Origin of the sequence: Flavobacterium artemisiae, assembly GCF_042678225.1 — a bacterium.
Lineage (GTDB): Bacteria > Bacteroidota > Bacteroidia > Flavobacteriales > Flavobacteriaceae > Flavobacterium > Flavobacterium artemisiae.
The window spans coordinates 324115-340114 of sequence record NZ_JBHUDZ010000002.1 but is presented as its reverse complement, the minus strand read 5'-3'; the positions used below and the strand labels follow the sequence as shown (position 1 = coordinate 340114).

General features: G+C 34.3%; 12 protein-coding genes and 1 tRNA gene. 10 read left to right on the top strand and 3 right to left on the bottom strand.

All coding sequences use genetic code 11. The annotated features are described in order from the left end of the window. Positions 1-103: 103 nt before the first annotated feature. The 3 genes from ACFSC2_RS03415 (at position 104) to ACFSC2_RS03405 (ending at position 5368) form a co-directional block, all read left to right on the top strand. The gene (locus ACFSC2_RS03415) at positions 104-2629 is read left to right on the top strand and encodes a heavy metal translocating P-type ATPase (RefSeq protein WP_379816214.1); all 2526 of its coding nucleotides are present in this window, start codon (positions 104-106) and stop codon (positions 2627-2629) included. Between the two features lie 180 nt (positions 2630-2809). Continuing rightward, positions 2810-5050: a multicopper oxidase family protein gene (locus ACFSC2_RS03410; RefSeq protein ID WP_379816213.1), complete on the top strand. Its 2241-nt coding sequence runs from the start codon at positions 2810-2812 to the stop codon at positions 5048-5050. Between the two features lie 159 nt (positions 5051-5209). After that, entirely contained in the window at positions 5210-5368 is a 159-nt protein-coding gene (locus ACFSC2_RS03405; protein WP_379816212.1) for a hypothetical protein, read from the top strand. Positions 5369-5502: 134 nt separating this feature from the next. Here ACFSC2_RS03405 and ACFSC2_RS03400 read toward each other — a convergent pair whose 3' ends face one another. Further along, positions 5503-8898: a polysaccharide deacetylase family protein gene (locus ACFSC2_RS03400; RefSeq protein WP_379816211.1), complete on the bottom strand. Its 3396-nt coding sequence runs from the start codon at positions 8896-8898 to the stop codon at positions 5503-5505. 338 nt (positions 8899-9236) lie between these two features. Continuing rightward, positions 9237-9689 (bottom strand): DUF4442 domain-containing protein, encoded by a 453-nt coding sequence (locus ACFSC2_RS03395; RefSeq protein ID WP_379816210.1) that lies wholly within the window; start codon positions 9687-9689, stop codon positions 9237-9239. A gap of 254 nt (positions 9690-9943) precedes the next feature. On the opposite strand from ACFSC2_RS03395, the gene ACFSC2_RS03390 reads away from it, so the two are divergent. The 5 genes from ACFSC2_RS03390 to ACFSC2_RS03370 all read left to right on the top strand — a co-directional run bounded on the left by ACFSC2_RS03390 (position 9944) and on the right by ACFSC2_RS03370 (position 14235). Beyond that, entirely contained in the window at positions 9944-10399 is a 456-nt protein-coding gene (locus ACFSC2_RS03390; protein WP_379816209.1) for a DUF4870 domain-containing protein, read from the top strand. A gap of 122 nt (positions 10400-10521) precedes the next feature. Next, entirely contained in the window at positions 10522-10854 is a 333-nt protein-coding gene (locus ACFSC2_RS03385) for a PadR family transcriptional regulator (protein ID WP_017498072.1), read from the top strand. A 3-nt stretch (positions 10855-10857) separates the two neighbouring features. Next, the gene (locus ACFSC2_RS03380) at positions 10858-12576 is read left to right on the top strand and encodes a PspC domain-containing protein (RefSeq protein WP_379816208.1); all 1719 of its coding nucleotides are present in this window, start codon (positions 10858-10860) and stop codon (positions 12574-12576) included. A gap of 6 nt (positions 12577-12582) precedes the next feature. After that, complete coding sequence (locus tag ACFSC2_RS03375; protein ID WP_379816207.1) at positions 12583-13317, top strand: head GIN domain-containing protein; 735 nt, start codon at positions 12583-12585, stop codon at positions 13315-13317. Positions 13318-13401: 84 nt separating this feature from the next. Further along, positions 13402-14235, top strand: coding sequence for a GIN domain-containing protein (locus ACFSC2_RS03370; protein WP_379816206.1), 834 nt, complete (start codon positions 13402-13404; stop codon positions 14233-14235). 137 nt (positions 14236-14372) lie between these two features. Here the strand turns inward: ACFSC2_RS03370 and trxB are convergent, their stop codons facing one another. Continuing rightward, positions 14373-15320, bottom strand: coding sequence for a thioredoxin-disulfide reductase (trxB, locus tag ACFSC2_RS03365; protein WP_379816205.1), 948 nt, complete (start codon positions 15318-15320; stop codon positions 14373-14375). Positions 15321-15573: 253 nt separating this feature from the next. Here trxB and ACFSC2_RS03360 point away from each other — a divergent pair. Then, positions 15574-15648, top strand: a tRNA-Pro gene (locus tag ACFSC2_RS03360). Between the two features lie 16 nt (positions 15649-15664). Continuing rightward, positions 15665-15949, top strand: coding sequence for a GIY-YIG nuclease family protein (locus ACFSC2_RS03355; RefSeq protein WP_379816204.1), 285 nt, complete (start codon positions 15665-15667; stop codon positions 15947-15949). The last annotated feature ends 51 nt before the right edge of the window (positions 15950-16000 follow it).

Genomic DNA, 16000 nt, shown 5'->3' with positions numbered 1-16000 from the left:
AAAACCATAGTTTAGTAAATCTTACAAATCATTCACAAAATTCTACAAACCGTCCCCATTAATAGTTCCGAAATTTGCATTGTAATACTTAAAAACCAATACAATGACTCATCAATATATAATTTCAGGAATGTCATGCAACGGATGCCGAACCAAAGTCGAAAAAACGTTGAACGAAGTTGAAGGCGTTCAGGCAGAAGTAACATTAAATCCACCAACAGCTACCATAACAATGGACAAACATGTTCCGACGGAAAAATTTCAGAAAATTTTAACTGCGGCGGGAAATTATACTATTGAAATGGATTCTCCTAAAAATCACGGCGAAGCTAAATCTTGCTGTTCTAGCCATAAAAAAGAGAACCACTATCATCATAAAACAGAAACAAAAGTACATCAGCATAGTGCAAACGGCGTTTATTATTGTCCGATGCATTGCGAAGGCGACAAAACCTACAATAAACCTGGAGATTGTCCTGTTTGCGGAATGGATTTGGTACCACAAGTTGCCATAACCGCAACACAATTTACTTGTCCGATGCATCCGGAAATTGTTTCAAACGAACCAGGCGATTGCCCGATTTGCGGAATGGATTTGGTTCCGATGCAGGCTTCTGAAAATGAAGAAAACAAAACCTATTCTGATTTATGGAAGAAAATGAAAATTGCGATTTTGTTTACGCTTCCAATTTTCATTATTTCCATGTCAGAAATGATTCCGAACAATCCTTTATATAATATCATGTCTATTGAAAAATGGAATTGGGTTCAATTTTTGTTTTCTCTTCCTGTTTTGTTTTATGCCGGATGGATGTTCTTCGTTCGAGCTTATAAATCAATTGTGACATGGAATTTGAATATGTTTACTTTAATCGGAATCGGGACAAGCGTTGCATTTCTATTCAGTATTGTCGGAATGTTTTTTCCGGATATTTTCCCAGCCGAATTCAAATCGCACCACGGAACCATTCATTTGTATTTTGAAGCGTCAACGGTCATTATCACTTTAGTTTTATTAGGGCAATTATTGGAAGCCAAAGCACACGGACAAACCAATGGCGCTATAAAAGAATTATTAAAATTAGCGCCAACTGAAGCCACTTTAGTCGAAAATGGAATTGATAAAGTAATCTCCATTCATAATATTCAAAAAGACGATTTGTTACGCGTAAAACCTGGAGAAAAAATTCCTGTTGACGGAAAAATAACTTCTGGCGAAAGCAGTATCGACGAATCGATGATTACCGGAGAACCAATTCCTGTAGATAAAAAAGTTGGCGACGCTGTAATTTCCGGAACTATAAATGGTACTAAATCATTTGTGATGATTACCGAAAAAGTAGGGTCCGAAACCATGCTTTCGCAGATTATTCAAATGGTAAATGATGCGAGCCGATCTCGCGCTCCAATTCAGAAATTAGCCGATAGAGTTTCTAAATATTTCGTTCCGACTGTGGTGATTATTTCTATTTTAACCTTTTTTATCTGGGCGAAATTTGGTCCAGAACCCGCTTATGTTTACGGATTAATCAATGCGATTGCGGTTTTAATTATTGCCTGTCCTTGCGCGCTTGGATTAGCAACTCCAATGTCGGTTATGGTTGGTGTTGGAAAAGGAGCTCAGCACGGAATTTTAATAAAAAATGCCGAAGCACTAGAAAACATGAATAAAATTGATGTTTTAATAACCGATAAAACTGGAACTATTACCGAAGGAAAGCCATCTGTAGAAAAAATATTTGCGATTAATAATGACGAAGATTTTCTTCTTCAAAACATCGCTTCTTTGAATCAACATAGCGAGCATCCTTTGGCGCAAGCCGTAGTCAATTTCGCGAAAGCAAAAAATACTTCATTAAAAGAAGTTCAAGATTTTGAAACTATTGCAGGAAAAGGTGTTTTTGGAGCTATCGAAAGTAAAAAAGTAGCTTTAGGAAACAAAAAATTAATGGATGAAATCGGAGTTTCTATTTCTTTAGATCTAGAAAACAAAGTAACTGCCGAACAAAATCTTGGAAAAACTATTTCGTATATTTCTATTGAAAAAGAAGTTTTAGGTTTTGTAGCCATTACCGATGCCATCAAAGAAAACAGTGCGAAAGCGATTAAAGAATTAATTGACCAAGGCGTTGAGGTAATCATGATGACTGGCGACAATCACAATACAGCCAAAGCCGTTGCCGATCATTTGCATTTGAGCTCTTTTAAAGCCGATTGTCTTCCTGAAGATAAATTGAAAGAAATAAAACGTCTTCAAGCACAAGGAAAAATTGTAGCAATGGCCGGGGACGGAATCAACGATGCGCCTGCTTTGGCACAATCGAATATCGGAATTGCAATGGGAACCGGAACTGATGTTGCGATTGAAAGTGCTAAAATTACTTTGGTCAAAGGCGATTTAAACGGAATTGTAAAAGCGAAAAACCTCAGCCATGCTGTAATGTCAAATATCAAACAGAATTTGTTTTTTGCTTTTATTTATAACACTTTGGGTGTACCAATTGCGGCAGGAATTTTATATCCAGTCTTTGGCATTTTGCTTTCACCAATGTTGGCGGCGGTTGCTATGAGTTTAAGTTCTGTTTCGGTAATCGTAAATGCTTTGCGATTGAGAAATCTAAAATTGTAGTTTGTGGCGAAATTTTTTTAAACACATAGAAACATAGTTTGCATTGTGCGTAAAGGCGTTTCACTTGCATTAATACACATAGCTATGTGTGGAAACTAGTTTCTTTTATTCTCTTTTTTTTAGACACAAAAATCTATGTTTCTATGTGTTTAAAATAATTATAACGAATTAAAATCTATCATGAAAATCAAATACCTCTTTATATTTTTCTTAATCGCTTTTCACCTGAAAGCCCAGAAAGTCGTACGTTACGATTTGCACGTTCGCGATACGATTGTCAATTTTTCGGGTAAAGAAAAACGAGCAATTGCAGTAAATGGACAAATCCCGATGCCAACTTTGACTTTTACCGAAGGCGATATCGCCGAAATTTATGTGCATAACGATCTGGAAAACGAGGACACCGCAATGCACTGGCACGGATTATTTCTTCCTAATAAAGAAGACGGAGTTCCGTATCTAACACAAATGCCGATTAAACCGGGAACAACTCATAAATATACTTTTCCGATTATTCAAAACGGAACGTATTGGTATCACAGCCATTCGGGTTTACAGGAACAAATTGGTTTGTACGGACTTTTCATTATCAATAAGAAAAAAGACGATCCGACTATCCGAAAAGGGATTGACGATTTACCGACGATTCCAGTTATTCTAAGCGAATGGTCCGATTTGAAACCGGAGAATATTCAGCGAATGTTACATAATGCCAACGACTGGTTTGCTATCAAAAAAGGAACAACACAGAGTTATGCAGAAGCCATAAAACAAGGACATTTTTCGACCAAAGTAACCAACGAATGGAAACGAATGAATGCGATGGATGTAAGCGATGTTTATTATGAAAAGTTTTTGCTTAACGGAAAAAATGAACAACAGTTTTCTGATTTAAAACCGGGTTCAAAAGTTCGTTTAAGAATTGCCAACGGAGGCGCTTCAAGTTATTTCTGGCTAACGTATGGTGGTGGAAAAATCACCGTTGTGGCCAGCGACGGAAATGATGTCGAACCTGTAGAAGTGGATCGTTTGATTATTGCGGTTTCTGAAACTTATGATGTTGTAGTTACGATTCCAGAAGACAATAAATCTTTTGCTTTTTTGGCTACAGCCGAAGACAGAACAGGATCTGCTTCTTTATTTTTAGGAAATGGCGAGAAACAGCCTGTTCATCATCTTTCAAAATTAAAATATTTTGAAGGGATGAAAATGATGAACGATATGATGAAAATGAATGGCGAAATGAACGATATGGGCATGAATATGTCTCTCAACAAAATGGACATGAATGCTGTAATGTATCCTGAAATTTCGGGTGAAGATGAAAATGCAAAACCTGTCATAGATCATGCAAATCATACTATGGAAGACATGAAAATGGAAAGTGACAGCATGGAAACTTCTGAAATTGTGACTTTAAATTACGGAATGCTGAAATCGCCTTTTAAAACCAATCTTCCAAAAGACGCACCAGTAAAAGAATTACGTTTCGAATTATCAGGAAATATGAATCGTTATGTTTGGAGTTTAGACAATAAAGTAGTTTCTGAAACCGATAAAATTTTAATTAAAAAAGGAGAAATTGTTCGTATTACATTATATAATGGCTCGATGATGCGCCATCCAATGCATTTGCACGGACATGATTTCAGGGTTTTAAACGAACATGGCGATTATTCTCCTTTAAAAAATGTTTTGGATATTATGCCAATGGAAACCGATACGATTGAATTTGAAGCCAATGCAGATGGCGACTGGTTTTTTCACTGCCATATTTTATATCACATGATGGCAGGAATGGGAAGGATTTTTAGTTATGAAAATTCGGCTCCAAATCCGTTGATTCATCATCCTGAAATGGCTTATAAAATGCTTAAAATGGACGATCGCATGTTTCATTTTATGGGCGAAAATGATTTTGCTACGAATGGAAATGACGGAGAAGCCATGTACAGCAACACGCGTTGGAGCATTGGAACCGAATGGAGATTGGGTTATAATGACAAACATGGTTATGAAACCGAAACTCATATTGGGCGATACATCGGAAAAAATCAAATTTTAATGCCTTTTATTGGTTTTGACTGGCGTTACCGAAAAATGGGAATGGACGAACAGGAACAAAATCTTTTCGGACAAAAAAACACCAAAGACAATCGTTCGGTTTTCAGTTTAGGAGCAGAATATACTTTACCAATGCTGATAAAAGCGCAAGTTGAGGTTTACACGGATGGAAATGTTCGTTTACAATTTGAACGAAAAGATATTCCGCTTTCACAACGTCTCCGCATGAATTTAATGTGGAATACCGATAAAGAATATATGGCTGGCCTGAAATATATTGTTGCACGAAACTTCGGAATCACGACACATTATGACAGCGATATGGGAATCGGGTTTGGGGTTAATTTGAATTATTGATTTTTTTTTGAACCATATAAGTTATGTAAGTTCATTTAACGTTGATTAAAACTTATTTTTATCAAAACATTAACAACAAAACTATTCTTACAAATACGAAATCATTTTATATTTGATTCACCAATTATAATCTTTCTAACAAAAAACAATTAAAACACAATGACAAAAGTAATTACAATCGTTACTGCTGCTTTATTCACAATTGGCTTAAACGCTCAGGAAACAAAACCTGCTAAAAAAGAGAAAGCAAAAAAAGAATCTTGCTGTAAAAAGACAGCAGACAAAAAAGATAAAAAAGCTTGTTGCGTTAAAAAATAAACGAAATTTGATTTCAGTAAAAGACCTCGCTAAAAACGAGGTCTTTTTTATTTTTTAGCCACAAATTTTACTAATTCTCACTAATTATTTTGCATATAGAATTTGTGCTAATTAGTGAAATTCGTGGCAAAAAACTATTTCACTGTTGCCACATTTCCTGTTCTCGTCAGCACACCCCAGCTTTGGCTTTCACCTTTTATGGCTCTTCTTAAAGCTCTGAACAAAATCACATACATCAATTGTCGGTATACAAATCGCTGTGGAATCAGCCATATCAATTTGGTCAGTTTTTCTTTTTCGAAAATAAAAGCAATGACGCTGACCAACATATCTACGAGCATAAAAGCAATATAATAAACCAGTATTTTATGAAGACTGTCCGGATCATTGTAATTCCAAAACAAACTTAGAATAAGAACTAAATCTGCCAAAGGCGCAAAAATAGGCAACACGATCTGAAAGAGCAGAATATTTGGTAAAGCCACCAAACCTAAACCTTTGTATCTTGGATTAAAACAGGCGTCTCTGTTTTTCCAAAACGCCTGCATGATTCCGTAACTCCAGCGAAAACGCTGTTTCATAAATTCTTTCAAGCTTTCAGGAGCTTCAGTTACCGCCACTGCTTCTATACAATTTATGATGCGATAATCGTTTCTTAAAATTCGGATTGTTAAATCGCAATCTTCGGCAAGTGTATCTGTTGTAAAACCGCCGGCTTTTTCGATTGCTTCTTTTCTAAACGCGCCAATTGCTCCGGGAACAACCGTAATTCCGTTAATTAAATCAAAAGCTCGTCGATCAAAATTTTGAGCCGTTGTATATTCAATACTTTGCCATTTGGTAAGCATGGTATTTTCGTTTCCAACTTTTACATTTCCGGCAATAGCACCAATTTCCTGATTGTTTTTCAGTTGCATCGTAAAGCCTTTCATTAGTTGAGAAACCGCATCCGTTTTAAGCTGTGTATCTGCATCGATACAAATTACGTAGTCATTTTCCGTTAAATTGATTCCGTAATTTAATGCAGATGCTTTTCCGCCGTTGGGTTTCGTATTGATTTTTACTTTCGGATTATTCGCGAAAGCGTCATTAATCATCGTAAAAGTTTTGTCTTTAGATCCATCATCCACAAAAACAATATCAAAAGCGGGATAATCTTGTAAAAGCAAATTTTCGATTGTTTTTACTGCGTTTATTTCTTCATTATAAGCGGGAACAATGATACTCACTTTAGGAAGTCCTTCGGAAAAAGACTTATAAACAGGCGGATATTTATGATCTTTTCCTTTTTTTATAAAAGCCATAATCGCCATCAAAGCAATTCGCAGAAAACCAAGAAATATCGCCACCCAAAATGTCGCCGTAATAAAATGCCCAAACCAATATCCAAAGTCAAAAATAAAATTATCTACCGTAATAAAAGGTCCTTTTGCTTCTGGCATAATCTCCTCTTTGGTTTTGCCAAGCAAATGAGCCACAGTTGTAAACTGAATATTTCTGTCTTTAAAATATTTAATAATTCGGGGTAAAGCTTCAACAGTTGCTTCTCTGTCGCCGCCGGCATCGTGAAGCAGAATTATTCCTTTGTCCGGATTTGCTTCATATTGTTTTATGGTTCTAATGTAAACCGAATCGGCACTTACGCCTTTTTCCCAATCATTCGGATCGATACTTTCTCCAACACTATAATAATTTTGTGCTTTGCTTAGTGCAATTGGTTTCAGTTCGGCTTCTGTAGTTGGTTCGGCATCTGCATTATAAGGCGCTCTAAAAAGCACTGTACTTCTTCCGGTAACAGCTTCGATTAGCAATCTTGTCGTTTCCATTTCTTTGGCCGCGCGATCCGGACTTACCAAAGCAATATTGGGATGCGTAAAAGTATGATTTCCTATTTCGTGGCCTTCTTTGTAAATTCTCTGCAACAACGGAATATTATTTTCTGCCTGAATTCCGATAACAAAAAACACAGCTAGTACTTTTTCTCTTTTTAAAATATCTAAAATTTGCGGTGTATAGGTAGGATCCGGCCCGTCATCAAAAGTTAAAATGACTTGTTTATTGACATTCCCAAATTTACTTATTACATATTTAGTTGGTAATTCAACATAACGCTGCTCTGTGATAATGTCTTCATCTTTATTAATTTCCAAGTCAATTTTTCCTGGCGCAGGGTCAGCAATAACATTTAATATTTCGCCGTCGCCAATGTAAGCCGGACTTTCGATTCTGGTATTGACACGTTTCAATACTGAATAATCAAATGGTTTTTTATTAATGCTTTCATCTGTTAAACTTCGCTGATAAAAACTCCACAAACGCTGATCTTCACTTCCTAAGCGCCACAATGCAGTTCCTGCTAAACCATATTCGTCACTAAATCTTATCGTATTAAAATTAGTGGCTGCATCTTCAAAATCTACTTCATGCTTTTTACCATTGCTGTCGGTGTATTTAAAAGAGTTATTGTAACTGTTGTTATCAAATTTTATCACGGCATTGTGCTGTTTTGCAATTGCAATTGCCTGATCGTAAGTAATTGTTTCTCCTTCCTGTTTTTCCTGCCAATCGTATCCATAACCCGCAAAACAGAGAATAATCTTGTCTGACGGAATCTCTTTTGCTGTTTTATCGACAATACTTTCAATCCATTTTTGACTGCTGACTTCTCCGGGAATACTGCCGGCAAAATGTTCATCATAAGCCATCAAAAACATATAATCATTGTACTTTGACAATTCCTTTATATTAAAATCATCATCTCCAGCCATAATATCTTGTGAAACCAAATAACCAAGTGGATTCAGTTTTTCATATAATGCTTTTTGAAAAGTAATTATCGGCTCATCGCTATTTTCTTTAAACTCTTCAAAATCAATATTTATTCCTTGTAAATCATATTTTTTTAATGTTTTTACAATGTCATTAATAAGTCGGTCTCTTTTGTTTTTATCATGAAGAATGCGATGAATAAGATTTCCGTCAAATTCACCTTGACCTAATGATTCATTTATGTTATTGATTAAAGGAAGAATTCTAACCTTTCCTTTTTTCATTACTTTCAATGCAGCGGTATCGATTTCTGTTCGTAATAAATCGGTTTTTGGATCAATAAAAAACCATTCTGGAACTACCATATTGAGTTTGTCAATATTTTTTTCAAGAGAAAACAAACTCTGCGGATCCCAATCTACATAAAAAGCAGCACGAACTTCTGCATTTGTTTTTGGTGAGATTGGTTGTTTTCTTAGTTTTTCAATTTTCTTTTTTTCACGTAAAAAATAATCAAACCCTTGAAACTTTTTGAGTTCTTTGTCGCTTAATTTTTTTGGTGTAATCGGGTTTTCTAAAGTGCGTCCTGCTTTGCTGTTATTAGCTAAAAGCGGTAATGGCGGTTTTAATCCTCTTTTTAAAGTGAGAAAAAAAACAGGAATCATTAAAACAAGAATGAATAATATAAGCCGGCTTGACCATTGAAAAGTTTTCCAGCGCTTTTGAGTTACTGTCTGAAATATTTGTTTTTTACCATCCATACCTTTCTTATTGCTTAATGACGAATTTCATCGCCGAAAATCAATTAAATTTTAGTTTTAAATCTTAAAAAAAAGCTTAGAGAATACTTTACTTATTTTATTCGGCGGCAAATATACACGTATTATTCTTACAAAATAAAATTACTTTTGGCAGCAAAATTATTTTGTATTGATGAAGATATTATGAATTTTTTACTTTTTTGATGTAAATAATAATCACATAAAATTACAAAAGAAAAGTTATAAAAATAAAAAAACCAACAAAAGATGCTGGTTAACAAATAATTACAAAAAAGACCTGTTTTTACAGCAAGTCTTTTTTTTATATAAGAGGAAATTTATTTTAAACGAACGCTCCATTCAAAGTCCATTTCAGAAACCTGAATTCCTTCTTCATTTGTTCCTATAGATTTCATCCAGAAAGTTTGTCCTTCTCCGGTTTCGATCGTTTTTTTGATGGCTTCTGCAATTAAATGCCCGTCATTGCAGACAAAGTTAATTCTACCAGTTGCTTTTTTTGTGAAGTTCCCTTTGTTATTGGCTACTAACATTGATATTTTACGACCACTTTCCTGAATCTGTGAAATCACCAAAGCTCCAGTTGTAAGTTCGGCCGCCATTGCCTGCACTGCAAAATACATAGAGTTAAAAGGATTTTGATTTATCCATCGATGTTTAACGCTTACGATACAGCTGTCTTTGTCGATAGCTTTTACACGTACGCCGCAGAAGTAGGCTGATGGTAATTTGAACAACACAAATTTATTGAGTTTGGAAACTGAAACTGCCATAATATTATTTTTTTATGTAAAAATACAAAAAAACTATGCACGCACAATAAATCGAATGATCTTTCGAAAATCGCTAGTAAAATCAGGTGTTTCGAATGATTTTCAGTCAATTATAATGCAAATCAAAATTTCAATATTGTTAATATTTTGTTAATATTAGGTACTATGTAAAACAAGATACTTGTTTTTAGATATATATTTGCATTAGAAATTACTATATACTTTTAATCATGGAAAAAACAAAACCACTCATCATGGAAACATCATCAGAAAGAAACACTGCGGCGTTCACACATTTAAGTACATTAAGTCAATATATAATTCCATTTGGAAATTATATTTTCCCGATCGTAATCTGGTCAAGCTACAAAGAAAAATCAGAATATGTAAATCACCACGGAAAACAAGCATTGAACTTCCAATTGAGTTTATTGCTTTATACTTTGATTTTGGCTTTAATTGCAATTCCGATTTTTATCTCGGTAGTATTACAAAACATTCCTATGGAAGCTGTTTTTAACGACGACGATTTCTACATCAGAAATTTTAATTTTCAAGGAAATATCGGATTGTTAAGTATTGGCGCAACGGCTGTTTTACTTTTTGGATTGTTAAAATTTGTTGAATTCTTTTTAGTAATCTATGCTTCGATAAAAGCTTCAAACGGAGAATTATACAAATATCCGCTAACGATTCCTTTTATTAAATAATAGTAAAAAGTTAAAAGTTATAGGTTAAGGGAAACCTTAAAAATCAATCATCAATCAATCATCAATCAATCATCATCAATCAAAAAACGAATTGTTCAATCAAAAAAAAACAAAATGAAATTATGAACATTGAAAACACAAAAGCACAGATGCGCAAAGGTGTTCTTGAGTTTTGCATCTTATCAGTATTAAAAGAAAAAGATGCCTATACCTCTGAAATATTAGACACTCTAAAAAACGCAAAATTACTAGTTGTAGAGGGAACTGTTTATCCGTTGTTAACTAGACTGAAAAATGACGGTTTACTAAATTATCGCTGGGAAGAATCGACCTCAGGGCCGCCACGAAAATATTATGGATTAACCGAAATAGGACAAACTTTTTTAAACGAACTTAGCGGTACTTGGACAGAATTGTCTGACGCTGTAAAACTAATCACCAATCAAAATCAATAAGTCATGAACAAAACAGTAAATATTAACTTAGGCGGTATGTTTTTTCACATCGATGAAGATGCATATTTAAAATTGACACGCTATTTTGACGCTATAAAACGATCGTTGAGCAATTCGTCTGGACAAGATGAAATCATTAAAGACATCGAAATGCGTGTTTCTGAATTATTAACAGAAAAACAAAAAAGCGAGAAACATGTTGTTGGTCTAAAAGACGTTGACGAAGTGATTGCGGTGATGGGACAACCTGAAGATTACCGAATTGAAGACGAAGAAAGCCAAAATCAATCGTTTAATAATTATTCTAGAAAACATAAAAAATTATACAGAGATAAAGAAAATGGTATGCTTGGAGGTGTATCTTCTGGTTTAGGCCACTATTTTGGAATTGATACTGTATGGGTTAGAATTATTTTCTTGATCTTCGTTTTTGCAGGTTTTGGAACTGGAATCTTAGCTTATTTCGTTCTTTGGATTGTAACTCCTGAAGCAGTAACAACTTCGGAGAAACTAGAAATGACGGGAGAGCCGGTAACGATTTCAAACATCGAAAAAAAAGTTCGTGAAGAAATTGATTCATTATCTGAAAAATTTAAAAATGCCGATTATGACAAAATGGGAAACCAGGTAAAGTCGGGAGCTGAGAGAATAAGTAGTTCATTTGGAGACTTTTTAATGTCGGTTTTTAAAATCTTCGCTAAGTTTTTAGGAGTGGTTTTAATCATGTCAGGAATTAGCGTTTTGATCATATTAATAATTGGGGTTTTTACTTTAGGTACCAATATATTTCTAGATTTTCCTTGGGAGAATTTTATTGAAACAGGAAACTTTACACAATATCCAATCTGGTGTTTTGGATTGTTAATGCTTTTTGTAATTGGAATTCCATTTTTCTTCTTGACTTTGTTAGGTTTTAAATTGTTGTCTCCAAACTTAAAATCAATCGGAAATATTACAAAATATACGTTGCTGGCAGTTTGGATTATTTCACTTGCAATCACAGTAAGTATATTAATTAAGCAAGCTACTGAAATCTCTTATGAGAATAAAGTAGTTGAAAAAAAGATTACTGGAATTAAGCCTACAGATACTTTGTTTGTAAAATTTAAATACAGTGATTATTATGCAAAAAGTTTAGATTACAACAGAGAATTCTATTTTGTACAAGACTCCGTAAACAATGAATTGATTTACTCTAATATGGTGCAATTACATATTTTACGTACGGATGAATTGACACCATTTATTCAGGTAGAAAAAAGTGCCAAAGGAAATTCTTTTGCAAATGCTAAAAAAAGAGCAGAAAAAATTAATTACAAGTTTGAGATTCAAGGAAATAATCTATTTTTGGATAATTATTTTCTGACAGATGTAAAAAACAAATTTAGAGGTCAAGAGGTAGACATCTACTTGTATTTACCAGAAGGACAATTAATTAAAACTGATGATTCTATTCAAAAGTACTATAATTCTAATGAAGGTTTCTCAGATATTGATCGCGACGGAAACCATATTTATAAAGTTGAAGGTTCTACTGTAAAATGCCTGGATTGTTCTTCAGACAATTATAATGAAAATGATTCTGACGAAATTAATACAACTGAAAATGATAGCATTAAAGAATTATCAATAAAAGTTGGTGGCAAAGAAATTTTAAACGCAAAAAAAACCAAAGGAAGATTAACCACTGACAAAAACGGAGTAATAATTAAAATTAACTAAAAAACCATGATCAAAATAATCATTCATATTACGAAATTTATAATTGCCACAGTTACCGCTTTACTATTTGCTTCGTGCAACTATAACTTTAATGCTATCGAAGGAAGCGGTAATGTTACTACAGAAAAAAGAATTGTAGAAGGTAATTTTACAAATGTTAAAGTCAGTAATGCAATTGACTTGGTTATCGAGCAGTCTGATGTTAAAGAAATTACTGTTGAAGCCGATGATAATCTTCAAAATGAAATTATCACTAAAGTTGAACACGGAACGCTTGTTATCGAATGCAAATACAGCTCTTTTAAAAATGTTACTATGAAAAAAGTGACTGTAAAAATGCCTGTGATTGATAAATTAGAAGCTTCTAGCGCGTCAACAGTTGAAGCTAAAAAAGTGATTCAAGGAGAAAACATCAGCCTTGAAACATCAAGCGCAGCGACAATGAACGTAAATATAGAATCTGACAATATATCTTTAGAATCATCAAGCGGGAGTTCTATCAGCATTGAAGGAAAAGCATTAAAAATTAAATCTTCTGCTTCAAGCGGTGCAACTATTGACGCTGAAAAATTATTAGCCAATGATGTTGATGCAGAAGCATCTAGCGGCGGAAGTGTAAATGTTAATTCAATTGTGAGCTTAAAAGCAGAAGCATCAAGCGGTGGAAGTATCAACTATACTGGCTCTCCGAAAAATTTAGAAAAATCTGCTCAATCTGGTGGAAGCGTTAACAAAAGCTAAACTGCTTATCTGTTAAATATAAAAGAAATCATTCATCAAAAGTGGATGATTTTTTTATATTTGTCAAAATCAAATCTAGAATTAATGAAAAAAAGTACAGCGCTGCTCCTATTATTATTTGTTACCACTTTTACTTTTGCACAAAAAAGAGAGAAAATTAAAGGTTCTAAAATTGTAACTACTTCTATTAAAGAAGTTGGCAGTTTTAACGCTATTGAAGTTGATGATAATCTTGAAGTGTATTTGGAACGCGGAGAGAAAAACGAAATTAAAATTGAAGCCGATGACAATCTTCATGATATTGTCGGAATGGATTTAAGAGAAAACACACTTAGATTATATACCAATAAAGAATCTTCTATTTTTAAGAAACTATCTGTTCGTGTTACTTATACAAAATCGCTGAATAAAGTAATTACTAAAAATGAAGCAATCGTATATGCGATTCAGGAACTTCAATTGGATGATATTACAATGAATTGCGTTGATTATTCTAAATTATTTTTGAATGTAAATGCTAAAAAATTCAGTTTAATTGCTGATGATAAAACCAAAACAGAGCTGAATTTAAAAGCAGAAGAAGGAAATTTACAGTTGAGCAAAAATTCTTCGGTTAAAACATTAGTTTCTGCTATAAAATTTAAATGTGATTTGTATCAAAAAGCTACTGCAGCTGTAGAAGGAATTGCAGAAAAAGCGACTATTAGAATAGATAATAATTCTGTTTTTACAGGAACAAAATTCACTCTTAAAGAAGCAAATGTAACAGCTGAAAACAATGCTACAGCGACTATTTTTGCTGAAATAGCGCTTTCACTTGCTGTTGGAGATAAATCGGAAGTTTCCCTTTTTGGAAACCCTAAAATAGAATTAACTCGTTTTTCTGAAGAAGCGAAGTTGTTTAAGAAGATTAAGTAATCTAAGCTTTTAAGTTGCTAAGATGCTAAGTTTTTAGCTGTAGATTAAAACAAAAAAGTCCCATTCAAATTTTTTGAATGGGACTTTGTCTTTATAAAGGTTCAGATTAACAAACTTGAAACCTGAAACAAAAAAATTTACTCTTTAGAAGCTAAATATCTTTCAGCATCAAGCGCAGCCATACAACCTGTACCTGCAGCAGTAATTGCCTGACGGTAAACGTGGTCTGCAGCGTCTCCAGCTACAAATACACCTTCTACATTTGTTTTAGATGTTCCAGGAGTATTTATGATGTAACCTGTTTCGTCTAACGTGATGTAATCTTTAAAGATATCTGTATTTGGTTTGTGACCAATTGCTACGAAGAAACCTGTTGCAGGAATCTCAATAACTTCTCCTGTCGTTTTGTTTAATGCTTTAATAGCATGCACTACATTATTATCTCCAAGAACTTCAACAGTATCGTGGTTCATTAAAATCTCGATATTCCCTGTTTTACGAACACGTTCTTCCATGATTTTAGAAGCTCTGAATTTTTCGCTTCTTACCAGCATCGTTACTTTTTTACAAAGTTTAGACAAATAATGTGCTTCTTCGCAAGCAGAATCTCCAGCCCCAACAATTACAACTTCTTGGTTGCGGTAGAAAAATCCGTCGCAAACTGCGCAGGCAGAAACTCCTCCACCCATATTTAAATAATGTTGTTCTGATGGTAATCCTAAATATTTAGCCGATGCTCCTGTAGAAATAATAACCGTTTCGCAGTGTAATTCGATTGAATCATTAATCCAAACTTTATGAATTCCACCAGAAAAATCAACTTTTGTAGCCCATCCATCACGAATATCAGCACCAAAACGTTTTGCTTGGTCTTGTAACTGAATCATCATTTCTGGTCCTGTAACACCATCAACATAACCTGGAAAATTTTCTACTTCATTAGTTGTTGTCAACTGACCTCCAGGCTGCATTCCCTGATATAAAACCGGATTCATGTTTGCTCTGGCTGCATAAATTGCTGCAGTATATCCTGCAGGGCCAGAACCTATAATAAGGCATTTAATTTTTTCGATTGTATCTGACATAATGTGTATTGTTTTTTTGTGATGCAAATGTAAACTATATTATAAAAAATAACGCCTAAAATAAATCTGAAATAGCTATGTCAAAATAAGTTTTATTTATTTTCATTTTTTCCTTTTCTAAATGAAATTTATTTCTATCTTTGCATCCGCTTTCGGGCACTACAACAAATACATCTTCGGGGTGTAGCGTAGCCCGGTTATCGTGTCCCGCTCTAAGGCGGGAAGACCACAGTAACGTTACTAAGCAAAGCTACGGGGTGTAGCGTAGCCCGGTTATCGCGCCTGCTTTGGGAGCAGGAGGCCGCAGGTTCGAATCCTGCCACCCCGACAAAAGCCGAACAGAAATGTTCGGCTTTTTCTTTTTAATTCAAATCCGTATGTTTTTCGTTTACATTCTTTACAGCGCTACAAAGGAAAAGTTTTATATCGGTCAAACAAATGACCTTGACGATAGACTTAAAAGACATAATAATGGACAATCATTATCTACAAAAACTGGAATACCATGGAAGATCGTTTATTCCATTGAACTCAATTCGCGATCTGAAGCAGTTAATCTTGAAACTAAAATAAAAAAACGTGGAGCTAAAAGATATCTTCAAGACATAAATTTTGAGTATAAAGTGTAGCGTACGGTTATCGTGTCCCGCCTCCAAGCGGGAAGGCCACAGGTTCGAATC